Genomic DNA, 24,461 nt, shown 5'->3' on the forward strand with positions numbered 1-24,461 from the left:
GGCAAGTTTCGCCCCAATCTCTAGAATCGCCCGCTTTGCCTCGCCTTTCGCATGACGCTCGCTGCCCTGATCCGCGCCTTCGTCCGCCGTCATGCGGCGGCCTACGCAGGTGCGGCGGTAATGCTGCTGGGCATTGCACTGCTGACCGTGTGGCTGCCGCGCCAGATCGGTCACCTCGTGGACGCGATCGTCGCCCGCGAGCTCGCAGGCCCGGCGCTGTGGCGCCAGCTCGCGCTGCTGCTGGCGGCCGGTGTCGCGATCTATTTCTTGCGCGTCGGCTGGCGTGTGCGCCTGTACGCCGCGGCCTACCAGATGGGGGTGGAGCTGCGCCGCCGCCTGTACCAGCGCCTGGCCGACCAGGGCCCGCGCTTCTACCAGACGCGCCGCACCGGCGATCTGATGGCGCTGGCCACCAACGACGTCGACGCGGTCGAGATGGCCGCCGGCGAGGCGATGCTCGCCGGCTTCGATGGCACGCTGACTTTGGTGCTGGTGGTCGCCACCATGGCACTCGGTGTCGACTGGCGGCTGGCCGCGATCGCGCTGCTGCCCTTCCCGCTGATGGCATGGAGCTTCGCCTGGATCTCCAGCCACGTGCATGGTCGCTCGAAAGAGGCGCTGGAGCGTTTCGGTGACCTGAACGACCATGTGCAGGAGACGCTGTCCGGCGTGCGCACGCTGCGCGCACTGGGCCTGGAGGCGCGCAGCGCAAAGGTCTTTGCCGAGCTGGCCGAGAAAGCCGCCGACGCCAGCTATTGGTCGCAGCGTTGGGAGGCGCGCTACGAGCCCGCGGTCGGCATGACACTGGCGACCTCGGTCGTGCTGTCGCTGGCGCTCGGCGGCTGGCTGGTGTGGCACGGCGAGTTGACGATCGGCCAGTTGACCAGCTTCCAGCTCTATCTCGTGCAACTGATCTGGCCGATGTTTGCGGCCGGCTGGGTGCTGGCGTTGTGGCAACGCGGCCGCGCGGCGTGGACGCGGCTGTCCGCGGTACTGGACGAGCCGCTGGCGATCGACGACGACGGTGGCGTCGAGGCCGTTCGTGCCGGCGAGATCGCGCTGCGCGACGTTCGCTTCGCCTACCCGGGCGCGAACAATGCGGCGCTGGATGGCCTGTCGCTGCACATCGCGCCGGGCTCGACGCTGGGCCTGGTCGGCCCGACTGGCTCGGGCAAGAGCACGCTGCTGAAGCTGTTGCTGCGCCAATGGATGCCGCAGGCCGGTGGCATCACCTGGGGTGGTGTCGGCCTGCCCGACTACACGCTGAACGCACTGCGCGCCGGCATCGCCTGGGTGCCGCAGGAGCCGATCCTGTTCTCCGCCAGCGTGGCCGAGAACATCGCGCTGGCCAAGCCCGGCGCCACGCGCACCGAGGTCGAGGCGGTGGCCCAGCTGGCCGACGTGCACGACGACATCCAGCGCCTGCCCCAGGGCTACGACACGCCGGTCGGCGAACGCGGCGTCACGCTCTCCGGCGGGCAGCGCCAGCGCGTGGCAATTGCCCGCGCGCTGCTGGCCGACGCCCCCCTGCTGCTGCTGGACGACGCGCTATCCGCCGTCGACACCGAGACCGAACACCGCATCCTGGCCCACCTGCGCGAGCAACGCAAAGGCCGCACCGTCATCATCGTCAGCCATCGCCTGTCGGCCGTCGCCGATGCCGACTTGATTGCGGTGCTGCGCCATGGTCATCTCGCCGAACGCGGCACGCATGAACAACTGTTGGCCAAGGGACTGGCACACAGTTGGTACGCGCAGCAGTGGCGTATTCAGCAGTTGGAGGCGTCGCTTGAGGCGGATTGAAGTTGCGTCAACTCCAACTACAACGGTCGAGCAAGGCCGGCGGCTTGGGGCACGTTCTCCGGCCTTGCTCGCGGGCAGCCGGGGTGCGCTCGCCATGGTCTCTCGATTGACACCGTGTTCTCTTGCATCGGTTGGGGCGACCGCGAATGAAGGCCTGCGAACGCACCCCAAGCCACCGACCCTGGCACCCCGGGCGGCATGCCACGGCGTGCCAAACCACCGACGGTGCCTGCAGGGTGGTGGTGGTGTCCCCGGGCGCCGGACCTCATTCGCGGTCGCCCCAACGCAGGCGCAGCACCACGGTGCTGATGGAGATGCGGCGCGCAGTGCACCCACGGCAGTCCGCGAGCGGACGGCGACCGGGGACACCGCCACCACCCTGCCGCCGCGACAGCTGCAGGCTCCGCATTTCTTGACCTCGGCACAACTCTGCCCTGCCTTCGACTCGCAGCGGCACCCCAACGCGTGAAGACCACTGACAACACCAACTCCACCGGCCGCCGTGCCGCCGCGTTGCTGTGGCGCGCCGCCAAGCCCGAGTCACGTCACCTGTGGATTGGCCTGGCCTGGCTCGCGGTGGCCGCTGCACTCGACGCACTCGGCCCCGTGCTCGGCAAGGCCTACATCGACCGCTACCTGCTGCCGCGCGACCCGGCGATCGCCAACATCGCCGCCTTGCTGATCGGTGCGCTGGTCGCCGGCTGGGTGGCGAGCTGGGTGCGTTATCGGCAGCTTTCGCGGTTGGCCGGGGTGGCAATGCGCTCGGTGCGGCGCATCCGCGAATCGGTCTACGGCCATGTGCTTCGGCTGCCGATGAGCTTCTTCGACAAGGCCATCACCGGCCAGCTCGTCAGCCGCGTCACCAACGACACCGAGGCAGTCAAGCAGCTGTACGTGCAGGTGCTGTTCGTCATGCTGGACTGCCTGATCATGCTGGCCAGCCTGTTGGTGACGATGGCGTTTCTCGATTGGCGGTTGATGCTGATCGTGACGACGCTGGTGCCCGCGGTGTTCGGCATCGTCTACCTGTACCAGCGCCTGTCGGCGCCTGCGGTCGCGCGCACGCGCCAGCTGCGCAGCGAGCTGAACGCACAGACGGCAGAGTCGATCTCGGGCATGGCGGTGCTGCAGGCGACTGGCGCTGCGCATGGTTATGGCGAACGCTACGCCCGCATCAACAACGACCACTACCAGTCGCGCCAGACCGAGCTGCGCGCCAACGCGCTGCTGTTGCGCCCGGCACTGGATCTGCTGAACGTCGCGATGCTGGCGGTCGTGATCGCCGTCTTCGGCCTGCGCGAAGGTGGCGGCTCGCTGAGTGCGATCGAGGTCGGCGTGCTGTACGCCTTCGTCTCTTACGTCGGCCGCGTGACCGAGCCGCTGATCCAGCTGACGATGCAGTTCTCGCAACTGCAGCAGGCGATCATCGCCGCCGCACGCGTCAACACGCTGCTCGACGAAGCCGAGGCTGACCGGCCCGCGGCTGACGGCCGGGTCACCGCCGGCGCCGTGAGCATGCGCCAGCTGAACTTTGCCTACGCGCCCGGCACGCCGGTGCTGCGCCAGGTGTCGCTGGACATCGCGCCAGGTGAGTTCATCGGCATCGTCGGCCCCACCGGCAGCGGCAAGTCGAGCCTGCTGTCGCTGCTGCTGCGCTTCTACCCGGTGGCCGACGGCCAGTTGCTGATCGATGGCCAACCGATCGCGAGCCTCGACGAGGCCGCCTTCCGCGACGCGGTGGGCCTGGTGCCGCAAGAGCCCTTCCTGCTCGCGGCGAGTGCGCGCGAGAACATCGCGATGGGCCGGCCGCTGACCGACGCGCAGATCGAGACCGCGGCCATCGCCGCCGGTGCGCATGGCTTCATCAGCCGGCTCGAGCAAGGCTACGACACCAAGCTCGGCGAAGGCGGCGCACGCCTGGCCGTCGGCGAAAAGCAGCTGATCGCCATCGCCCGCGCGCTGGCCGGCCAGCCGCGCATCCTGCTGCTCGACGAGGCCACCTCGCACATCGACAGCGAAACCGAAGCCGTCGTGCAGCAGGCCCTGGCCAAGCTGCACGGCAAGCTGACGCTGATCTCGATCGCGCACCGGCTGTCGACCATCCGCGATGCCGACCGCATCGTCGTGCTCAACCACGGCCGCATTGCCGAGCTGGGGCCGCACGAAGACCTGATGCAGATCGAAGGCGGCCTCTACCGCCGCCTGGTCGAGTTGCAACAGCTGGTTTCCGACGACGCGGCGAACACGGCCCCGGACGCATCCAGCATCGGGTAGTTCCCGATGGTTGAGTAGTCATGACTACCTAATAGTCATGACTATGAATGGCGTTCGTCGTGCATTCCGGGGTCTTGCAGTCTGACCTCGTGCACTGAATAGAGCGATGCCAGGCCTTGTCGGGCCATTCAGCACCCCTCGTGTGCGCCTTCATGTCCTCCACCCTGCGCCGCCGCCAAGGGGGCCGGGGCGGTTCGTTTTCGAGCCAACCTAGAGAGGCATTCATGAAGCACGGGATCCCAGCCCACCGCGGGCTGACCACGTTCGCCCGCCACGGGGCGAATACGCTAGCCCGACACGGGCTGGTGGCCGCGACCCTGGCCCTGACGGGGCACGGCGCGTCGGCAGGTGAGTTCAACATCGGCACCGGTGTCTACGACATCACCGGGCCGGTGGCCGAGACGGGCCTGTTCGGCTATGTCGCGCAGCAAGAGGCCGATGGCCTGCACATGCGGCTTCGGGCGCGGGCCTTCATCATCCAGAGCCCCACGAGCGGCAAGAGGGTCGTCTACGTCAACGCCGATCTGGGCGCGATGTTCCAGTCGATCAAGCTGGAGGTCGTCAAGAAGCTCAAGGCCAAGTACGGCACCCTGTACGGCCACGACAACGTGATGCTGGCTGCCACGCACACCCATTCAGGCAACGCCGGCCATTCGCACTACGCGCTCTACACGCTGGCCTCGGCCGACAAGTCGCTCTTCGGCTACAGCTCGCAGGCCTACCACGCCGCGGTCAACGGCATCGTTGCCGCGATCGACCGGGCGCACCAGAACCTCGCGCCGGGCAGCATCGAGCTGGTCCAGGGCGACCTGCTGGGCGCCACGCGCAACCGGTCGGTGCTGGCCTACCAGGCCAACCCGGATGCCTATCAGTCGCCCCATGACACCAACAAGACGATGACCCAGCTGAAGTTCCGCAAGGACAACGGCCAGGAGGTCGGCCTGCTGAACTGGTTCGCGATCCACCCTACCGCGCTGAGCATGCTGCAGACCAAGATCAGCTCGGACAGCAAGGGCTACGCCCAATCGTTCTTCGAGCGCTCGAAGGCCAGCGACTACGGCGCCCGCGAGACTTTCGTCGCAGCCTTTTCCAACAGTGACGAAGGTGACGTCGTTTCGTCCCACGGCAACGCGCACTCGGCACCGGGCTACGAAGGCAGCCCCGACGAGTACGCGAACGTCGAGGTCGACGGCACCCGGCAGCTGCAGAAGGCCAAGGAGCTGTACGCGCAGACAGGCCAGCGGCTGTACGACCGCCTCGACTACCGGCACCAGTGGACGGCGATGAACGGCTTCGTCGTGCGGCCCGAGTTCACCAAGACCTCGGCGAAGACGCTGTGCACTGCCGCCCGCGGCTACTCGATGGCCGCCGGCGGCGAGAACGGGCCCGGCAGCATCCCCGGCATGTACGAGGGCATGACCCACGAGAACACCAACCTGGCCACGGCAGCGGAGCTGTTCCTGACGTCACCGCTGGCAGGCGCGATCCTGTTCACGTTCAATGTCGTCACGCTCGGCGCCGACGACCCTTGCCAACGGCCCAAGCCCAACATGCTGGCCACCGGCGCACTCGACTGGGTGCCCGAGGTGCTGCCGCACCAGGTGATGGTGGTGGGCCCGCTGGCGATCATCGGCGTGCCGTACGAGGTGACGACGGTGTCCGGCCGCCGGATCCGCGCGCAGGTCCTGCAGCGGCTGGCGGGCCAGGGCGTGACCACCGCGGTGATCGCCGGCCTGTCGAACAGCTACTCCGGCTACCTCGCCACGCGCGAGGAATACCAGCTGCAGCACTACGAGGGCGCGAGCACCGAGTACGGGCCTTACGCCAGCGCAGCGGTCGAGCAGATCGTTGGCGACTTGTCGACGGCGCTGGCGCAGGGCAGCGGCATCAACGACACCGGCACGCCGCTGGACAAGTCGAACGAGCTCCGGCTGGAACGCCCCGGCGTCGTGTTCGACGACAAGCCGCTGTTCCAGAGCTTCGGCCATGTGCTGAACCAGCCTGCCGCCAGCTACGCGCGCGGCGCCAAGGCGGTGGCCACCTTCCGCGCCGGGCACCCGAAGAACAACCTGCGCACCCAAGACACCTTCCTCAAGGTCGAGCGCCTGAACGGCTCGACCTGGGACACGGTGGCCAACGACTGGGACTTCGAGACCACCTACACCTGGCGCCGCGAGGGCATCGCCTACTCGCGCGTCGACGTGGAATGGCGCATCCCGCCGACCGCCCTGCCCGGCACCTACCGCATCCGCCACTTCGGCCATTGGAAGAGCGGTTGGACGGGTGCCATCTCGGCCTACTCCGGCACGTCACGAACCTTTCAAGTGAACTGACTATCGTCGGGCACCGCTCACGAGGCGGTGGCCCGACCTCGCCATAACAAGAAAACGATGAAGCCGTTTCATTCCATCGCCTTGGCGGCGGCCTGCACAGGCGTCGTGCTGCTCGGGTGGGCCGTCAGCGGCGACTCTGCGATCCAGGAAGCCGCTGCATCGCTCGGCCCCGGCGCCACCGCCCCGCCTGCTGCGCTGGCCGCAGCGGCGGGGGCCGCAGCCGTCGACAAGATCGAGAAGCCTCGCACCCGTGATGAGCGGACGAGCCTGAGCCGCCGGCTCGCAGCCGATCTTGCCGGTGCGGGAGACTTGTTGCAAACGCTGAAGCAGCTGGAAAGGCTGTGCGGCAGCACGGCCCCCGGCCCTTGCCTCGACGAAGTGTTGACAGGCCTGTCGGCGCCGCAACGACAAACGCTGACCGACATCCTGGCGCGGCTGCCGCTCCTGGGGCCGCGGCTGTCGACGCTGCTGATGTCGACCGGGCAACCGATGCTGGACCGCATCGACGCCATCAGCCGCATGCGGGCCGAGGTGCTGGGCGCGGCCAACGCGCAGTTGCTGTTCGGCCGGCAAGAGGCGCAGTTGCGCTACCAGGCGCAACTCGAACAGTTCATCGAGCGCGATGCGGCCCGCCTGCCGCTGGCGCAGCGTCTGGCGGCGGCCGAAACGCTGCGCGCACCGCTGCTGCAACACGACACCGCGCCGTCGGTCGACGATCCCAACGAGCGGGCCCGCCAGTACCAGCTCACGCTGCGCCTGACCCTGCTGGACGCGACCGACGAGGCCGACAGGGCGCGGCTGTCGGCGCAGGTGCGCAGCCAGTTCTTCCCACCCGAGCAGGTGGCGCAACTGGCCCGCAACGACCGATTCGATGCGCAACAGCGCGACCGCATGGCGACATATGCCGAGCGCAAGCTGGCCATCCAGGCCCGCTACACCGGCGCCGACACCCCGGCCGCGCTGCAACAGCGCGATGCCGAGCTCGACGCACTGCGGCGAGAAGTCTTCCCCGACAGCTTTCAACCCTGAGAACAGAAAGCCCCGATGAAACTCACCTCCTTCTTTGCGCGGCTGCTGACCGGCATCGCGCTGATGAGCGGCCTGGCCGCTCAGGCCGAGACCTACGTCTATGTCACCAACACCACCGCGAACCCGCTGACCGTGTCGACCGTGCAGTACGGCGACAAGGCCCTCGTGCGCAATCGCGAATGGGGCACCTACGACCCGGTGATCCCGCCTTACGCGACGCGCCGCGTGGCCTGGATGAACCGCGATGAAGGCATCACCAACGGCAAGAACTTCTACTTCGACACCACCGTCACCGGCGCCCGCGGCGGGCCGCAGGTGCTGAAGCAGCGGCTGCGCGGCAAGCTCATCGGCTCGTCGCTGTGGCAAGGTGCCAAGGCAGCGTCGTTCGAGACGCCCTGGTACTACGACCGCATGATCCACACCCACACCGTCGTGCCGGACGAGCAGCTGTCGTTCAAGGCCGAGTTCACCGGTGGCTACGACGACGTCTACTACATCATTCACGACGCGAACGTGAAGGAAGCGCGCACCGATGACCCGAACACGTTGAAGGTGCTGGCCTACAACACCTGGGGCATCTTCGTCGCGCCGCGCATCTGCGAACGCTATGCCGCCATGCCATCGGCCATGACCGGCTTCGACGCGATCGTGCTGTCGGAGGCCTTCGACGGCGGCTGCCGAGAACAACTGCTGCGCGATCTGCGTGCCGAGTACCCGTACCAGACGCGCCTGGTGGACGAGCCCGGCAACATCATGAACGGCGGTGTCATCGCCGTCAGCCGCTGGCCGATCGCCGCGCAGGACGTGCACGTCTACCCCGACTGCACGGGCGACAACTGCTTCTCGAACAAGGGCTTCATCTACTTCGAGATCATCAAGCAGGGCAAGGCCTTCCACGTGCTGGGCACGCACACCAACGCCTACAACGGCATGCAAGACCGCCAGGTGCGCTTGAGCCAGCTCGGCCAGATGGGCCGCTACCCGGCCGCCCATGGCGTGCCTGCCACTGAGCCCGTGGTCTACGCCGGCGACCTGAACGTCGACCGCTACGCGACGCCGGACGACTACGTGCAGATGCTGGGCCTGCTGCACGCCGCCGAGCCCCGCTACATCGGCCATCCGTACACCTACGACTCGACCGTCAACGCACTCGGCTCCGGCGGCCGCGAGTACCTGGACTATGTGTTCGCCGACACGCAGCATCGCTCCCCGCGCGCAACCGACAACACCGTGCGCATCTACCGCAGCCTGAACCCCTCACTGTGGATGGATCACGATCTGTCGGACCACTTTGCGGTGTCGGGGGTATTGCAGTACTGACATGGAAGGCGGCCTAGCCACCTCGGGCATGGGCTTGGCGGCGGCTCGCCGCGGCACCCCTCGCCCTCTCCGGCGGCAGACTGGCCAGTCTGCCCGGTTCAAGTCGTCGCGGACGAAGCCTGGCCTGGTTGGGGCAGTTGCGTCCCGGTGAACCGCCGCATCCCGAAGGCGAATGCCAACCCGCCCGCATACATCAAGACACCGTAGACGGCACCCGGCACGGCCATCGCGTCTTCCTTCAGCACCGCGCTGGCCATGACCAACGCAAGCGTGGCGTTCTGCACCGAACTCTCGATGCCCAGCGTGATGGCCTGGCGCTGCGGCAGCCGAGCCGCCCAGGCCGCGCCGAAGCCAATCAGCAGCATGGCCACGTTCAGGGTCAACGCCACGGGCGCCAGCACGGCAAAGCCGTCGACCAGCAGCCTCCAGTTCTTGACCACTGCACCGACCACGATCAGCACGAACAGCCCGGTGGCGATGCGGGTCGCGCGCGCCTCGAAGGCCATCGCACGCGCGGGCGCCCGGTGACGAAAGAGCATCCCCAGCGCGACCGGCACGCCGAGCATCAGGAAGGTGTGGGCCATGATGCTGCCAATCGGCACCTCGATCGACCGCGTGGTGCCGGCCAGTTCCTGCAGCGCCCAGGAGAGGATGACCGGCAGCGTGAAGATCGTCAGAACACTGGCCACGGCGGTGAAGCTGACGGCCAACGCGACATCCCCCCTCGCGACATACGTCAGCAAGTTGGAGGTCGAGCCCGTCGGACAGGCCGCCACAATCATGAAGCCCACCGCAAAGGCGCCGGTGAGGCCGGTCGCCCTGATCAGCAGGTACGCGACCAGCGGCAACAGCACGAAGTGGCAGACGGCGCCGACCAGCAGCGCCTTGGGCTGCCGCAGGATGCGCCGGAAATCGTCGACCCCCAGGCCAAGGCCCAGCGAGAACATGATGAAAGCCAGGGCCAGGGGCAGCAAGACGCCCGACAGCGCATCACTTTGCAAAGTGGAACTCCCTCCTCGTTGGTGCCGGGAGTCTAGAAGATGGAGTGCTGCCAGCACACCATGGCAACCCTTGGCAGCAACGGCGGCTACAGTCCCGCCCTCACATCGCCATCCTGCCTGCGCCTTCGCCTTCTGCCATGAGCCTCGCCGACCTGCGCGCCGCGGTGAGTGCCGAGCTCGCCGCCACGCCCGAGTACTACGACTTCAAGGTCTTGCGGACCGAACGCGACGGCGCGCTTTGGCGCGTGACGCTCGATCCGGGCCACGTCTATGCCGACGGCCAGCCACCGGGCCGGTCGTCGGCTCAGGTGCTGCTGGACGACAGCCTGGATGGCGCCTCGGCTTGGTGGGGGGCGCCCGAGAAGGGTGGCGCCAGCGTCCTCGCCGTGCTGGCCGAGGACGATCAACTGCTGCTGCAGAACGCCACGGCCGCGCCGCCGGGTGCCGACTACCTGATCCGCCTGTACCCGCCCCGGTTCCTCAACGCCGTCGCTGATGCCTGGTTCGACACGCCCTGGGCCAGCCGCGCCATCGACTGCGTGGGTGACCTGGCCCGACCACACCTCGCCGACAGCGGCCCGGCGCTGACCGGTGCCCCCTTCCGCTGGCTGCGCCCCGCGCAACGCGAGGCGCTGTCACTGGTGCGTCACAGCAGCTCGTTTCTTTGGGGTCCGCCGGGCACGGGCAAGACCACCACGCTGGGCGTGTTGCTGGCCGAGTATCTGGACAGCCGCCCTCACGCCCGCGTGCTGCTGCTGTCCACCACCAACCACGCGGTGGACCTGGCGACGATCGCGGTCGACAAGGCACTGCAAAAAGGCCAGCGAGGCCACTGGCGCGACGCTGTGCAGCGGCTCGGCACGCGTTTCGATGCCGCCGCCTACGACGGCCGCGAGCACCTGATCCCCACCGGTGACCGAGGCCTGATCGATGCGCTGGCGCGTGCCGAAGCGGCCCGGCCGTCGCCGCGGAACGCATCCGGGCTGAAGGCCTGGTCCGACCGCGTGACGGCGCTGCGCGAGCAAATGCGGGCCGCCTCGTTGCAGGTGCTGCGCCGTTGCCGGCTGGCCAGCATGACGACCACGCGCGCTGCGTTCACGTTGAAGACGTTGCGTGAACTGGCCACCGACGAAGAACCACCGTTCGACCTGGTGGTCTTCGACGAGGCGAGCCAGGTGAGCCTGGCCCATGCCTTGGTTCTGATGCCGCTGGGCCGCAGCCGGCTGTTCGCGGGTGATCCGCAACAGCTCTCGCCCGTGGTGCGAAGCCCCGACCGGGGCGTTCAGCGCTGGCTGGGCCGCTCGGCCTTTTCCGAAATGCCGCGTCGAGGCGATTCGGTTCGACTGCTGAACGAGCAGTCGCGCATGGCCGGGCCCATCTGCGAACTGGTCAGCGATGTCTACTACGACGGTGAGCTGCAGGTGGCGGCTGACGCCCGGGCATCGTCCGAATGGCAATCGGCGCGATTGCGTGCGCTGGGCGACATCGACGCACAAACCCATGTGCACGTGCACCGCCTGAAGACCGATGGCGCCTGGTCCGCTGCCGATCGCGGCCCGGTGCGCCGTGAATCAGCGCAGGCCATCGCCGAGACCGTGGCCGCTGCGCTGGCCAGTGGCCACTGGCAGCCGAATGAGCTGATCGTGCTGACACCATTTCGTGCGCAGCGGGCATTGATCCGCCAGCGCCTTCTCACGCTCGGCGTGCACCAGGTGGTCAAGGTGAGCACGGTGCACCGCGCGCAGGGCAGCGAGGCGCCGGTGGTGCTGTTCGACCCTGCCGACGGGGCCCAGCCCTTCCTGCGCACCGAGCAGGCGCAACGGCTGGTGAACGTTGCACTCAGCCGCGCGCAGGCCAAGATCGTGGTCTACCTGTCGCCCGCCGATGCGGCGAACCCGCTGCTCGCGCCCATCATGCAGCGGCTGCGGCTGGCCGGCGACGAGCGCGAAGCGGTGCCATTGCGGCATCTCGCTCAGCAACCCGACTTCCCGGCCAACACCATGGGCAAGCGGGTCACCACGGGGCGTCAGACCGGCGAAGTCTCTCGGCTGAGCCCGGACGGCCGGCAGTTCTGGCTGATCAACGAGCGCACCGGCGCGGAGCAGCTGTTCGACGCCGAGTTCTGGCGCGAGCGCGCCAGAACTCCGGATTGAACGCCTCGACGGTCGATCTCAGCGCAAGCGAACGAGCTTGACGGCCACCAGCTTGCCATCAGACGTTCGCCGCGCCGCGGCTGCGATATCGCCCGCGTTGTTGATATCTTGTCCCGCCCCCACCGTGTAGGCGGCCCGGTCGGACTGCGCGAGCAGGTCGTTCAGGTCCCGCATCCCCTTGGTGCTCGTGTAGATGAAACCGCGCGACAACGCCATGGGCGGAGAGCTTCCCCCGACGACATCACCTGCATCGTTGATGCTGTATGCGGCAGCGTACTCGTCGCCAGGCAACGTCCCGAGGTTCTGCATCACGCCGCCCACCGTGCGCATGGCATGCATGTGGCCCTGAGACAGTGCCGTCGCGGATGCGCCAGCAATGTCGCCGCTGCTGTTGATCGCATGGCCGACCGATTGCTCACCGCCGTTCGTACCCATGTCGGTCATGACGCCGGTGGTGATGTCGTAGACGAAGGCGTGTGCGGCGGGCCAAGACCCCGCGACCGCGGCCAGCCCCACGACCTGGCCTTTGGCATTGACGCCGGTCGCCTGCGAGTACGCATCGCCGCCCAGCGTGGGCAGCCAGGTCATGGCGCCATCCTTCCAGACGAAGCCGCGTTGGCGGTCGTTGTCGATGTGGCCGTAGCCCACCACAACGCTGGCATCGTTGATCCCTGTCGCCCACGCCGGCAGATTCGGGGCATAGGAGCCGAGCGAATGCACCGTGCCGTCGACGTCTCGCAGGAACGGCTTCTGCCACCCGTCGACCATGCTGTAGCCGACGACCTGCCCGGCCGTGTTCACATCGGAAGCGCCGTCGCTGCGAGGCCGGGTGTCGCTCAGGCTCTCGATCACCTTGCACGACGCGCGCTTGGGCGGGCAGACCTGCGCGCGGTCCCATCGGTGGCCATCTTTGCCGTAGTGCAGCGAGCTCACAGTGACGACCCCTTTGTCGTTGATCGCACTGGCATGACTCTGGTGAGTGCTGGCTGCATCGCCGGCGAGCGGCAGTTCAACCACCCGGTAGGTGGCGGCACCGAAGGCGGCCGTGCCGATGCACGCGAATGCCGCGGCGGCAAGCGCGGAGCGGGTGGTTTTTCTCATCTGTGCGTGTCCCTTGGATTGTCCAGTTAGGTGCGCAGGGCAACTCGCCCATGCGCTGCAGGCAATATAGAGCCCAACCGCTCAGGGCGAACCGCTGCAGCGGGCTTTTGGTGACCCTCGAATTAGGGGACCCTGCAACCAAACGTCCCGGCCGTGCATCCGACGTGGCGGCTTCCGCCATGCAGGCATCGATGGTCATGTCGACAACGCAAGCAAGACGACGCGTGCGCAGGCCGGACGAGACAAAAGCGCGTCGAAGCGCGGCTGACAAGCGCTGGCTCGAAGCCCGCCAGGCCGATGCCGATCTGTTGTCGGCGGAGTACGACCGCGGTGTTCACGCTGCCGGCGCCGATCGCCGATATCGCATACCAGAACAAGGCTGCGGGTCTATGGGCTGCTGTTCGACGTTGGCAGCCCAGACCCTGCTGACCATCGCCGCCGACTCCCAGCACCTGGGAGCTCGCATCGGCGCGACGCTGGTCCTGCACACCTGGGGCTCGGCGACGACGCACCATCCGCATGTGCACGGCATCGTGCCCGGTGGTGGGTTGGCACCGGATGGCAAGCGCTGGATCGCTTGTAGGCCCGGCTTCTTCCTGTCGGTGCGGGTGCTGTCCAGACTGTTCCGCCGGTGCTGTCGAACAACTGCAGCAGTTGCATCAGGCGGGCCGGCTGCGGTTTTTCGGTGAGCACGCGGCGCTGGCCGATGCCAAGGTATTCGAGGACTGGCTGCTGCCACTGCGCACGTGCGAGTGGGTGGCCTACGCCAAACGCCCGTTCGCCGGCCCGCAGGCTGTGCTGGCCTATCTCTCGCGCTACACGCATCGGGTGGCCATTCCCAACAGCCGGTTGCTCGCCATTGACGAGTGCGGCGTCACCTTCCGATGGAAGGACGTGGGCAATCAATCCGCGCACCACCGCACGCGCCTTCGCCATGACAAACTGCTTGCCACCTGGCATTCCACCGGTGCCTTCGCCGCGGCCACCATCCACTGGGGCACCTGGTTCGGCACGGCCGTCAGTCCTGACATGCGGATGAGGCCGGCCGAATCGTCATAGGTTCGGGCGCTTTTCGCCGCGTCGCGGCGTGCCCCGCGGTTCCCTCCCTAGAGGCTTGTCCGACACCTGCCCTCTCAGCTCGGTGCGACTAGCCTCGCGCACGGGCGGGTCTCCGACAACCCTTGACTAGGGTCCTGTCCCGTAAATAACTGTCATTGAGATTCGACCAGATGGTGATGATCGTGCGCCCGGACGCCTGGGCAGATACCCAGCGTATCTGCCCTGATGGCCGGGCGCGCGAGCGCGCCATCTGAAATGGGGCGCTCGAACGCAACCAGCCGGCAGGGGCCCAGCGAACGCCCCCCGGCGCGAACCGAAAGTACCGACCCAAGGCGGACTCTCCAAGTTCGCAAAGCAGTAGACCGCTTCGTAGTTGCCCGAGTCTGAGCCTATGCGGTGCTGATCGTCTTCGGCGGACTGCCTCATGGTCGTTTCATCACGCCGACCAATTGCCCCTCTTGCTCAGCCACTACATCCACACCGGGAGAGGTCGATTGATCTACCCCGAACCTGCGCCATCGCAAAGAACCCGAATCCCACGCAACCTCAATGTTGTGGATTCGCCGCTCATTCGGCCTATGCATTGTGGAAAGACTCATCGTCAAGTGACCTCTGGCCCAAGTACACATTGCTCCGACGACTGGCCCACCCCAAGATCAAGGCTTGGCTGGCGCAGCGTCCACGTTGGCACATGCACTTCATCCCGACCTACAGCTGCTGGCTGCCAGGTCGGCGCTTCTTCTCGCTAGTCACCGACAAGGCCATCCGCAATGGTTCGTTCACCAGCGTCAAACAACTCGTGCAACGCATCGATCACTTCGTGGCCTCGCACGACACCAACTGTCAGCCCTTCCGCAGGACAGCCACTGCCGATTCGATCCTCGAAAAGCTGCACCGACTTCACTCTCGTATCAGGGGGACAGAACACTAGCTCGGGGAAGGGTTTTGCGCCTCTGGATGGCGCAGCGCAGTTTCAGAATGGCGCTTCGCGCAACTCCGAAGGAGGTCGCAATGCGTGTTATCTCTTCGACTCGCTGCTTGGCGAACCGAGAGGTGCTGCTTTCGAGAGCAGCTCGGCAGTTTCAATCGGATGGTCTGCCGCGGATGGTGTGAACTGCGTTAGCGCATCCGCTCATCATTCGTTCGAGCATTGAGCTTCGCGCATGATCTAAATCGTCCCGATTTCGTCGGAGAACTGACGTGGATTTGAACGCGACCATTTTCGTCGCCGGCCACCGTGGCATGACTGGCTCGGCCATAACGCGCCGCCTGCAGGCCCTAGGTTGCCGAAACATCCTCACCGCCGCCCGAAGCGAGCTGGACCTGACCCGTCAGGCCGACGTCGAGGCGTTCTTCCAGAACCACGCCATCGACCAGGTGTATCTGTCGGCGGCCAAGGTAGGCGGCATACACGCCAATGACACCTATCCGGCGGAGTTCATCTACGAAAACCTGATGATCGAGGGCAACATCATCCACGCCGCCCATCAGGCGGGAGTGGACAAGCTGCTGTTCCTCGGATCTTCCTGCATCTACCCCCGGCTGGCCGGGCAGCCGATGAACGAGGAGGCGCTGCTGACCGGTACCTTGGAGCCGACCAACGAGCCTTACGCGGTCGCCAAGATCGCCGGCATCAAGCTTTGCGAAAGCTACAACCGCCAGCACGGGCGCGACTACCGCTCGGTGATGCCCACCAATCTCTACGGGCCGAACGACAATTTCCACCCGCAGAACAGCCACGTCATCCCGGCCCTGCTACGCCGCTTCCACGAGGCAGTCGAAGCGCGGGCGGAAGAATTGGTGGTGTGGGGTAGCGGCAAAGCGATGCGCGAGTTTCTCCATGTGGACGACATGGCGGCGGCCTGCGTGAATGTGATGGAGCTGGATAAAGCGGTGTACCAAGCCCACACCCGGCCCATGCTGTCGCACATCAATGTCGGCACGGGGAAGGATTGCACCATCGGCGAGCTGGCCGAGACTGTCGCCCGCGTCACCGGCTTCCAGGGCCGGCTGGTGTTCGACAACAGCAAGCCCGACGGCGCCCCGCGCAAGCTGCTCGACGTCTCCCGCCTGAAGGCGCTGGGCTGGCAAGCCGGTATCAGCCTGGAGGACGGGCTGCGCGACGCGTACCGATGGTTTCTGGAAAACCAACGCCACTTCAGGAGTTAAGCCGTGGGCATGAGCATCTTGGTGACCGGCGGGGCCGGGTATATCGGCAGCACGCTCGTGCCTTTGCTGTTGTCCCGTGGTTTCAGGGCCACCGTGCTGGACAACTTCATGTACGGCATCGAACCGCTGTTGCACGTGGCGAGCCATCCAGCGCTGCGCATCGTGCGCGGCGATGTTCGCAACCAAAAGCTGGTGGGCGAGGAGGTGGCTAAGCACGACGCCGTCATCCATCTCGCGGCGATAGTCGGCCACCCCGCTTGCTCCCGCGACCCCGTCGCTGCCCAAACCATCAACGTCGGCGGAACCGAAAACGTCTGTCGCAGCCTGGCCAAGGGCCAGCGGCTGATTCATGCTTCCACGGGTTCCGTCTACGGCAAGGTTGACGGGCTATGCACGGAAAACACCCCGCTCAGTCCACTCACGCTGTATGGCGAAACCAAGGCCAGCGCCGAGCAAACCGCTCTCGCGGCGGGCGGCGTGTGCCTTCGGCTCGCGACCGCGTTCGGCGTGTCGCCTCGCTTCCGCATGGACTTGCTGGTGCACGATCTGGCCTACATGGCGGTCACCCAGCGGCAGGCCATTCTCTACGAGCCCGGCGCGAGGCGCACATTCCTGCACGTGCGTGACATGACTGCCGCCTTCCTGGTGGCGCTCGAACATCATGACGAGTTGGCGGGTGGTTGCTTCAACGTCGGCGACGAGTCGCTCAACCTCACCAAAGCGGAAGTGGCCAAAGCGATTCAAGATCAGGCGCCGTTCCATATTTACGAGACCGGCGTTGGCGCCGACGCGGACGCGAGGGACTATGCCGTGAGCTACGCTCGCTTCCGCGACCTCGGCTTCCGTCCGCAGGTCGACATGGCGGAAGGCCTCACCGAAGTCCTGAAGATCGTCCGGGCGCTGGAGATCCGGACCCATTGGAGGAATGCCTAGGCGGTACTTGCAGAAGGAGAATCATGGGCACTCGCATCGGCGTTCGTGCATTGGCTGCGTGGCGGAGCTGGACCGGGGAGAGTGATCTCGTTGAAGACCTCAACGATCGGATCGGCCGGCTCGAGTTCGAAAGAAGCGAGCTCTTGGCGCGTGTCCGCGCCATGCCTTCGATCGACCCGCTGTGCGTCACGGCGAGCAGCATCCCCTTGCCGCTGAAGAAGCGAGACGACTTCGGCATTGCCATCTTCGGACATACCAACGCGGAGTCGATGGCTGTGGTTCTGGAAGGCTTGCAAAGGCAGGATGCCTTGCCCTGGGCGGAAGCATGGCTGGACGGCCATCAAGGCGATGAGGATCTGCGGCGCAGGACCGACGAGGTCCACGCCCTGCTCAAGAGGTACCCGATCAGGAAGATTCACAGGCAAGCGGGCCGGGTGGGGCGCGACAAGCTGGTCATCCAGGGCCTGGTCGAGATGTGCAACAGCTACAAGGACATGCTGATCCTGGAGGAGGATTGCTTCCCCTCGGACAACGCGGTCGCCGAGTTTCGTCAGGCCCTCGACCGATTCAGGAACGACAAGGCTGTCTTCTCCGTCTACGGCCAACCTTGCGGCCGGTTTCGACGCTGCGGGTGGGCCACCACCGGCCGGAGACTGATGCCGGTGCTGCGGCAGTTGATCGACTGCTACTCGATGAGCGAGGAGAACTATCTCAAGTTCACCCGCCTCGCGCTCACGCCCGACATCAAGGCCAGGATCGACGTCACCTCGCTGGACCACCCATCGGCCACCATCGAGCGCTTCTTTGCGTGGGAAGAAGCCCTGTGCCTTCTTGTCGCCCTGAACAACCAGGGTCACCGCCCCACCAGAACCGGGACGTGACATGGCCGCCGGCAAGCCGCGCTTCGTCGTTGCAGACCCCTCCTTGTACGACGAACAAGGCCACCACCTCTATCTGGCCCGGCAGATCACCCATGCGGCGCGGCTGCTGGGCTTGGATGTCGTCTGGTTGACCCACCAGCATTTCGTTCCCGAGCCTGCGGATGAGGTCAAGGCGCGTGCCGTCTTTTCCGTCACCATGTACGACCGCTTTCATCCCGTTCGCAAGCATGAGTTGCCGGAACACCCGGATCGAACACTGCTGAACGAACTGGTCAATGCCATCGCCGATCTGGATGTCGATGACCACGTGTTCTTTCCGACCGTCTTTGGTGATCTGTTCGATGCGTTGGCGCTGTACACGTCGGATGCGGACTGGCAACGCGGCCCCTGCATCCATGCCTGTACACCTTTCGGGCCGGACGTCATGCCTGGCAAGCAGCCGGGCACCTTCTTTTCGGAGAACCTGAAACGCTTCAGGACTGCCGCGGCGATCGACAGGAAGGTGTTCTTCTGGGCGGAAATTCCGCAATTGGCAGAGCACTACACGCTGAGGTACGGGTTTAACGTCAGGCCCTTGCTCCTGCCGCCGCCCAGGCAGTTTTCAGCGGATCTGAATGCTGACGACAGTGATGTGCTGACGGCCACGTTCCTCGGAGCCGCCCGCGAAGAAAAGGGATTTCTGCTCCTGCCCGAACTGGTCAGGCATGCCGAAAGTCTGGGCCTGCCGGGGAAACTGCGCTTCGTCATTCACTGCAAACCCAAGCTGGTGGGCTCCAATCAGAGCATCGACGATGCGATCAGGACCCTCGCCAGTTATCCGGGTGACTATGTCCAGCTGGTGGACATGCATCTGGAGGAAGAGAGCTACCTCGACTTGCTATTAGCCTGCCACGTGGCGATCCAGTTGTACGACAAGAAGGTCTATCGCCTCAAAGGGTCGATGGTCTCGGTGGAGGCCATTTGCGCCGACAAATGCCTGCTCACGCACAAGGAAACGTTCTGCGCCAGCTTGATCACGCAGGGCGGTGGGGCGGCAGTGGACACCGTGGAAGAAGCAGCAGCGGCGCTCGCCCACATGGCCGACAACAAGTCCGACTATCGGCGAAGAGCGCAGTTGCAAGGGCGCGCCTATCGAAGCGAAAACAGCCTCGAAAAATATGTGGCCAGGATCATCAGGCAAACCGACGAAAGCTGCGCCATCCCATTTTTCCCGAGCTCGATGATCGGGCACGTCTCGCCCACCTTGCTCAGATGCTATTAGCCCGAAATCCGGAATGCCAACACACGCCGGGAACTTGTCCAACAAGACCATCTTGCTGACCGGCGGGTCGAGCGGGATTGGCCATGCGATGGCGGTCGGCCTGGCGGCCGGGGGGGCGCGTGTCGCCATTGTGTCGAGGAGGCCGCCCGGCCAATGGGAGGAAGCGGCGCCTGACGGCTGGAATCCCGGTACCGACTGGATCCGCGCGGACCTTGCCGAGGGCGTCCATGCCGTGCAGGCGATGGAGCAATGGTTGAGCACCCACGGAAATCGTCTGGACGCCGTGGTGGCCAGCGCGGTGGACTACGCCAGCCCTTCGCGCCATCCCTTTGAAGAAACGACGTTGGAAGAGTGGGACGCCCTGTTCAACGTGAATGCGCGGGGTGTGTTCCTTGCCGTCCGGGCGACGCTTCCGCATCTGTTGAAAAGAGGCAGGGGGCTCGTGGCCGGCGTCACTTCGGATGTCGCCTTCTCTCCCGGCCCGTTGCGCGTCGGCTATGCCGCGTCTAAGGCGGCGGCGCGTGCGCTCTTCGAAGGGTTGGCCGCCGAAATGGTCGGGCGCGGTGTCAATGTCGTGCAACTGCTGCCCACGCGGCAGGTGGTCACGCCGGGTTTGCGGCTGCGGCGTCCACCGTTCTTCGACTTCGCCGGTTACATCCCTCCTTCGGCCTTCGCCGATCCCATCTGCCGACTGGTGTGCGACCTCGGCGCGGGCCTCAATGGCCGCGTCGTGGAAGTGGGTAGGCACGTGGCTGCGGCCAATGATGGAGACACTCCATGAGCGTGGTTGGCTCCCCCCCGATTTGTGTCTTCGACATCGGCGGGACATGGTTCCGCAGCGCTTTGCTATTGGACGGGAACACGCTGCAAGACATTCGCCGCACCCCTGCCATCAGTTTCCATAACAACCCTGGCCTTCCAGTCCGGGCGCTGCAAGCCTCGTTGGTGGACTATCTTGCGAGCGAAACCCGGCGATTGGGCGGCGCCGGTGGATGCGCCGCCGTATCCATGGGCGCGGCCCTGAACGCACACACCGGCTTCGTGCTGAACTCCGGGCCGCTTTGGGGGCCGAACTGCCTGCCGTTCGACCTTCCCGCCGCGCTCGCCGAGGCCGACTCCGAGGTGCAATGGATCGTGGTCAACGACGTGACAGCTGCGTTGGCCTATCACGTGGCCCAGCCCTGCTATGCCAAGGCTTCGCGTCTGTCGCTGGTCACGGTCAGCACCGGCATCGCACTGCGAACCTACGATCGACGGCTCGAGGCCTACCCCGTCGACCGTGTCCACGGCATTCAAGGGGAAATCGGTCACATTCCCATAGCTTTCACGTTCAGAGGCGAAGCCATCCACCTGCCTTGCGACTGCGGCGGACAAGACCACCTCAACGCTTTTTGTTCGGGCAGGGGGCTGGAAGCACTGGTGCGCCATCTGGCCGCTGCGATGCCGGGCGAAGCCGGGCATCTTCTGGAGGACGCCCGCGGCTCGCCGCCGGTTTTCGACGCCGGACGGTTCGCCCGCCTGGCCACCGCCGGCGACCCACTCGCCCTGGAACTGCTCTCCGCCATCACCTTGCCGCTGGCGGAGATGATTCTTAGGCTGTTTGCCCTGGATCCCGAGGTAGAGCATTTGATCCTCAGCGGGGGCGTCGCCCGCGGCCTGGGGCAGGCGCACTATCGCCCGCTCGTGGCACACCTTGAGAGACTCGGCCTGTACCAAGTCACCACCTCCGACCCCACCTTCTTCCGGAAGCGCATCGTGCTGGACGAGACCAGCGACGACTCCGCGTTACTCGGCTGTGGACGGCTGGCCACATCGCGCCTCCGGCAGACAGCTCTGCGACCTTTGCGCAGTTGCCAAACTCTCCGCGTCTTGTCGACAGCGAAAGCCGTCGCCTATGCCGTCCACGAAACGACGGCGGCGCTGGATCCGCTCAACGACGCCCTGGCCACCCTGGCCGACGCTCCCGCGTGCGGCGTGGTGGTCATCGACAGCCAAGTGGAGCAGCACTTCGGCGAGCGGATCAGGGCCTATTTCGCCGCCCGCGGGGCAGCACCTAGCTTCCTCGTCCTGCACTGCGCAGAGCAGACCAAGACGCTGCAGAGAGCCGAACAAGTGGTGCGCTGCCTGGACGCCGCCAAGACGCGCAGGCGCACCCCGATCATCGCCATGGGCGGAGGCGTGTTGCTTGACATCGTCGGCATGGCCGCCAGCCAATACCGGCGCGGTACTCCCTATGTCCGTGTACCGACCACGCTGTTGGCCATGGTGGACGCGGCCATAGGGGTCAAGGTCGGGGTCAACTTCGATGGCCGCAAAAGCCGCCTGGGCTACTACTATCCTCCCACCGCTGTACTGATAGACAGGGCATTCCTCACTGTGCTGCCCGAGCGCCACATACGCAATGGCTTGGCGGAGGTTCTGAAAATCGCCCTGATGCTGGACGCCGAACTGGTCGCCATGCTCGAACTGCATGGCCGCGAACTGATAGCTGAACGCTTCCAGTCTTCGGCGGGCGCGCAACTCATGCGCCGCGCCACTGTCCTCATGCTCGACCAGCTTGAACCGAATTTGTGGGAGGCAAACCTCGACCGCGTCGTCGATTTTGGCCACTCCTTCAGCCCGGTGGTGGAAATGGCGGCAGCGGAGGAGCTGTTGCACGGCGAGGCGGTGGCCATTGACATGGTGCTGTCATCCACCATCGCATGGCAGCGCGGCATGATAGGGCGGATGGTGTGGGACAGGATCGTGTCCCTGGTGGCCGCGTTGGGCCTTCCGCTCACGCATCCTTGCTGCGGGCCTGGCCTGTTGTGGCGCGGGTTGCAAGAAACTGTGCTGCACCGCGACGGCAGGCAGCGCCTGCCAATGCCGACGGCAATTGGCCAATCCGTATTCTGCAACGACGTGACGTTCGCGGAAGTCGAAGACGCCTGCCGACGCGTCCAGGCACTGCAGGGTCGGCATGTCAACTCATAGGGCGCTGGCAAGAACCCCGGCGGGGGTCAAGATCGCCGCCGTGCCCACGCCCTCGCTCCGAACGGACGGGCTGCTGGTGGCTCCCCTTGTCGTTGGCATTTGCGGAACCGACCTGCAAATCCTCAGAAACCACCGCTCAGACACGGCGGCCATCCTCGGCCACGAAGGGATGGCCACAGTGTTGGCGGCGGGCATTGACGGGTGCGGCTTTCAGGCGGGCGACACCGTCATCTTCAACCCTGTCAACCCCCGCAACCAAGCCGAGATTCTCGGCCACTCGTGCGACGGCCTGATGCAAGAAAGGCGGTGGGTGTCGGCGAGCGAACTTGCCTGGGGCTTGGTGGTGCAGGCCGAGGTCTCCGACCTGGATCCGCTGCTGGGCGCGCTAGTGGAGCCTTTAGCCGCCGTCCTGTACGGTTTCGAACTGGTCGGACAGGCGGTGGCGATGCAAACCGTCGCCGTCATCGGCGCCGGTCCGGCCGGCTTGCTGGCCGTGCTGTCGGCCCAAGACTTGGGCGCGGCCCAGGTGCTGTTGATCACTAACTCTCAACGTCGGCGGCAGTGGGTGGCAAATCGGGGAATCTTGCCGGCCCGGTTCGTTTTGGTTGCCGGCGAGGAGAACCTCGCCGCCGCCGTGTCGCAGCGGCTGGCGGGCCGCAAACTGGACGCCGCGTTCCTATGCACGCCCAGGACGGCGGCAACGTCGATGCTTGAGTCCATCCTGCCGGCCCTGCGGCAAGGAGGCTGCACTGATCTGCTAGGCGGTTTCGCCGACGGCGACTGCATCACCGCGCTGCCAGGGCTCGACCTCAACAGCGTGCGTCGCGCCAACGTGTGTGGCATCCCGCAACCGGGCATCGTGGCAGAGCGAGTGTGCGCGGACGGCAAAAGAATCCACGTGACCGGCCACCGTGGCACCGCCCTCCGCCACTTGGCTTTGGCGCAAACCGTCCTGTCGCAAGCGGCAGACCGCTACGGCTGCGTTATCACCCACCGGTGCTCGCTGAACGCCGCACCGGAAATGTTGGCGCAGCTGCTGGGCCGAACCAGAGCGCGCGCGTTTGATCAGGCGGAGTTCGTCAAAGGCGTCATCGATTTCCGCCTGGCGGGCCATGTGGTTGAAACCGCCAACGCCGACTGGAAATATCAAGAGCAACGGGAGGTCAACAATGAACCCTGATTTTTGGCAAAACAAGACAGTCCTCGTGACCGGCGGCGCCGGCTTTATCGGCAGAAACCTCGTCGCCCTGTTGCGCCAGTTCAACCCGCGAGCGCTGTGGACGCCGGCGCACGGCGAGTTCGATCTCACTCAAGGCTCGGACGTCCAGCGGTTGTTCGCGCAGCACCGACCCGACGTCGTCTTCCATCTGGCCGGGCTGGTCGGCGGCATTCTCGCCAACAAGCAACGCCCGGCGGAGTTCTACTATCAAAACCTGCTCATGGACGCTCAGGTCCTGCACCATGCGGCGATGTCGGGCGCTTCCAGATTCGTCGCGACGGCAGCGGGATGCGGCTATCCGGCGGACGCGGAAATGCCGGTCAAGGAAACGAATTTGTGGAACGGCCTGCCGCAAAAAGAGAGCGCGCCTTTTTCTTCGGCCAAGCGGATGCTGTGCATGCAGTCGGCGGCCTACTATGCGCAGTATGGCTTCCCCGCTGTCGTCTGCATCGTAGGAGGCATTTACGGCCCGTGGGACAACTACCGCTTGGCGGAGGCTCATGTGGTGCCCGCCTTGGTCACCAAGTTCTTGGCGGCGCAGGAGAGCGGCGAGCCGGTCGAAGTGTGGGGCACGGGCCGATCGACCCGTGACTTCATCTACGCCACCGATGTTGCCAGGGGGCTGCTGCTGGCCGCCGAGCGTTATGAAGCAGCGGAGGTGGTCAACCTCTCTTCGGGCGTGGAGACACCCATCGCGGAAGTGGTCCGGCACTTGCAAGCCCAAATCAATCCAATGGGTGGCGTCCGCTGGCTTGCCGACAAGCCGGAAGGCCAGTTGCGCCGCTGTCTGGATGTCACCAAGGCACGCACTGAACTTGGCTTCAGCTGCGAGGTGGGCATCGAGGCCGGGCTGACCATGACCGTCAAATGGTATAGGGACAATCTGTCGAACCCGCAGATCCGGCGCTGACACGCCGCTGCAGCGCACGCTTCCCAGGCAAGGAGCTGTACT

The 24,461-nt window shown here is 65.9% G+C and carries 16 protein-coding genes and 2 pseudogenes; 16 read left to right on the top strand and 2 right to left on the bottom strand.

Annotation, left to right across the window (positions count from 1 at the left end; translation table 11 throughout):
- Window positions 1-51: 51 nt before the first annotated feature.
- From VFY73_RS09895 to VFY73_RS09915, 5 genes are all read left to right on the top strand, one after another.
- Complete coding sequence (locus VFY73_RS09895; RefSeq protein WP_329718155.1) at window positions 52-1,803, top strand: ABC transporter ATP-binding protein; 1,752 nt, start codon at window positions 52-54, stop codon at window positions 1,801-1,803.
- Window positions 1,804-2,268: 465 nt separating this feature from the next.
- Entirely contained in the window at window positions 2,269-4,077 is a 1,809-nt protein-coding gene (locus VFY73_RS09900; RefSeq protein WP_329718157.1) for an ABC transporter ATP-binding protein, read from the top strand.
- Window positions 4,078-4,301: 224 nt separating this feature from the next.
- Complete coding sequence (locus tag VFY73_RS09905; RefSeq protein WP_329718159.1) at window positions 4,302-6,410, top strand: neutral/alkaline non-lysosomal ceramidase N-terminal domain-containing protein; 2,109 nt, start codon at window positions 4,302-4,304, stop codon at window positions 6,408-6,410.
- Window positions 6,411-6,467: 57 nt separating this feature from the next.
- Window positions 6,468-7,439, top strand: coding sequence for a lipase secretion chaperone (locus tag VFY73_RS09910; protein WP_329718161.1), 972 nt, complete (start codon window positions 6,468-6,470; stop codon window positions 7,437-7,439).
- Between the two features lie 15 nt (window positions 7,440-7,454).
- Entirely contained in the window at window positions 7,455-8,759 is a 1,305-nt protein-coding gene (locus tag VFY73_RS09915; RefSeq protein ID WP_329718163.1) for a sphingomyelin phosphodiesterase, read from the top strand.
- A gap of 98 nt (window positions 8,760-8,857) precedes the next feature.
- Here VFY73_RS09915 and VFY73_RS09920 read toward each other — a convergent pair whose 3' ends face one another.
- Window positions 8,858-9,760, bottom strand: coding sequence for a bile acid:sodium symporter family protein (locus VFY73_RS09920; protein WP_329718165.1), 903 nt, complete (start codon window positions 9,758-9,760; stop codon window positions 8,858-8,860).
- Window positions 9,761-9,897: 137 nt separating this feature from the next.
- Between VFY73_RS09920 and VFY73_RS09925 the strand changes: the two genes are divergently transcribed.
- Complete coding sequence (locus VFY73_RS09925; RefSeq protein ID WP_329718167.1) at window positions 9,898-11,913, top strand: DEAD/DEAH box helicase; 2,016 nt, start codon at window positions 9,898-9,900, stop codon at window positions 11,911-11,913.
- Window positions 11,914-11,931: 18 nt separating this feature from the next.
- Here the strand turns inward: VFY73_RS09925 and VFY73_RS09930 are convergent, their stop codons facing one another.
- Entirely contained in the window at window positions 11,932-13,014 is a 1,083-nt protein-coding gene (locus tag VFY73_RS09930; protein WP_329718169.1) for a hypothetical protein, read from the bottom strand.
- 269 nt (window positions 13,015-13,283) lie between these two features.
- Between VFY73_RS09930 and VFY73_RS09935 the strand changes: the two are divergent.
- The 10 genes and pseudogenes from VFY73_RS09935 to VFY73_RS09980 form a co-directional block, all read left to right on the top strand.
- Window positions 13,284-13,908: pseudogene (locus VFY73_RS09935) on the top strand (IS91 family transposase); the annotation flags it as partial.
- Window positions 13,909-14,719: 811 nt separating this feature from the next.
- Window positions 14,720-15,004: pseudogene (locus tag VFY73_RS09940) on the top strand (IS630 family transposase); the annotation flags it as partial.
- 269 nt (window positions 15,005-15,273) lie between these two features.
- Window positions 15,274-16,242: a GDP-L-fucose synthase gene (gene fcl / locus VFY73_RS09945; protein WP_329718171.1), complete on the top strand. Its 969-nt coding sequence runs from the start codon at window positions 15,274-15,276 to the stop codon at window positions 16,240-16,242.
- A 9-nt stretch (window positions 16,243-16,251) separates the two neighbouring features.
- A complete protein-coding gene (locus VFY73_RS09950) occupies window positions 16,252-17,175 on the top strand; it encodes an NAD-dependent epimerase/dehydratase family protein (protein ID WP_329718232.1) in 924 nt (307 codons plus the stop codon).
- Between the two features lie 23 nt (window positions 17,176-17,198).
- Entirely contained in the window at window positions 17,199-18,056 is an 858-nt protein-coding gene (locus tag VFY73_RS09955) for a hypothetical protein (RefSeq protein ID WP_329718173.1), read from the top strand.
- A gap of 1 nt (window position 18,057) precedes the next feature.
- Window positions 18,058-19,317, top strand: a complete 1,260-nt coding sequence (locus VFY73_RS09960; protein ID WP_329718175.1) for a hypothetical protein — start codon at window positions 18,058-18,060, stop codon at window positions 19,315-19,317.
- Window positions 19,318-19,351: 34 nt separating this feature from the next.
- Complete coding sequence (locus tag VFY73_RS09965) at window positions 19,352-20,098, top strand: SDR family oxidoreductase (protein WP_329718177.1); 747 nt, start codon at window positions 19,352-19,354, stop codon at window positions 20,096-20,098.
- Window positions 20,095-22,290, top strand: coding sequence for an ROK family protein (locus VFY73_RS09970; protein ID WP_329718179.1), 2,196 nt, complete (start codon window positions 20,095-20,097; stop codon window positions 22,288-22,290). The genes VFY73_RS09965 and VFY73_RS09970 overlap by 4 nt, the downstream gene beginning before the upstream one ends.
- A 40-nt stretch (window positions 22,291-22,330) precedes the next feature.
- Window positions 22,331-23,470 (top strand): alcohol dehydrogenase catalytic domain-containing protein, encoded by a 1,140-nt coding sequence (locus tag VFY73_RS09975; protein ID WP_329718181.1) that lies wholly within the window; start codon window positions 22,331-22,333, stop codon window positions 23,468-23,470.
- Entirely contained in the window at window positions 23,460-24,419 is a 960-nt protein-coding gene (locus VFY73_RS09980) for an NAD-dependent epimerase/dehydratase family protein (RefSeq protein WP_329718183.1), read from the top strand. Before VFY73_RS09975 ends, VFY73_RS09980 begins: the two co-directional genes overlap by 11 nt.
- The last annotated feature ends 42 nt before the right edge of the window (window positions 24,420-24,461 follow it).

It is taken from the genome of Ideonella sp. (assembly GCF_036277275.1).
Taxonomy (GTDB): Bacteria; Pseudomonadota; Gammaproteobacteria; order Burkholderiales; family Burkholderiaceae_C; genus Ideonella.